Raw genomic sequence first — 984 nt, forward strand, 5'->3', positions numbered from 1 at the left:
TCCCAAAGACCTTGATCCGTTAAAGATAATACTTCTAGATTATAACATTTTTTGAAAGATTCCATAGGGAATTTGGTATGCCCTCGGTAGCCTATATTTACCTCTTTCAAAGAATCATAGGTACCAAAAAGGTTGTCCATATGATCAAGTTTACGGTTATCTTCAATTGAAAAGCGTCTAATTTGATATTTACTATACTCTTTGGGAATTTCAGTGATATTTGTTTTTTTTAGGTACAATGTTAAAGCTTCTTGATCACTATTTCTGTTTATCAATGGAAGATTAATAAACGGAGAATTAGTCAAACGCAATATTTTTAACTTAGGAAAGTTAAATTCTGATGGTAATTCTGTGATATTACTACCAGACAAACAGAAATTTTCTATGATATTAGCTTTTTGCAAATTTGATGGAAATTCAACCAAAGGAACATCTATTAAGTATAAATATCTTAGCTGATCAATTTCTGTAACCCACTCTGGTAATAAACTAAGTTTTACACCATCAATTCTAAGATGGTTTAATGAATCTAAATCTGTAATTTCAAAAGGTATTTCATTTATTTTATAACCATCTAACATAATAAATTCTATAAAACCATTTTCATTATAACTTGGTTTTAACTCAATATTATATTTATCATTAATTGACTTTTCGATTTTCTTGTCATGAGTATCCTTATTTTTGTGTGTGCAGGACATCATTAATATTAGGATTACAGATAATAATTTACTTATGATATGCATAGTCATAATTTTGTTGGTCTTTATATAAATTCTTGAAAACAATATCTAGTTGTTTTCTATTAAAAATAATCTTATTATTTTCAGACGTTCTATCAATTTGTAACAATTCTTCGAAAAGATATTTAGGTCCCCCATCCCCAAAATACTTCTTAGCTTGATCTGCATTAATTGTCATAAAAGCATCTTCATTTACATTATCCCAACTTGTTTCATTTTTAAATTCCCAAAGATCTCCAAA

2 protein-coding genes are annotated in these 984 nt (G+C 27.6%); both read right to left on the reverse strand.

Annotation, left to right across the window (positions count from 1 at the left end; genetic code table 11):
• Nucleotides 1-746: hypothetical protein (locus AVL50_RS16815; protein WP_157491371.1), on the reverse strand; the 746-nt coding region annotated here is incomplete at its 3' end.
• On the reverse strand, nt 730-984 hold a 255-nt coding region (locus AVL50_RS33360; protein WP_172826860.1), incomplete at its 5' end, for a hypothetical protein. The genes AVL50_RS16815 and AVL50_RS33360, both read right to left, overlap by 17 nt.

Source organism: Flammeovirga sp. SJP92 (assembly GCF_001583495.1).
GTDB lineage: Bacteria > Bacteroidota > Bacteroidia > Cytophagales > Flammeovirgaceae > Flammeovirga.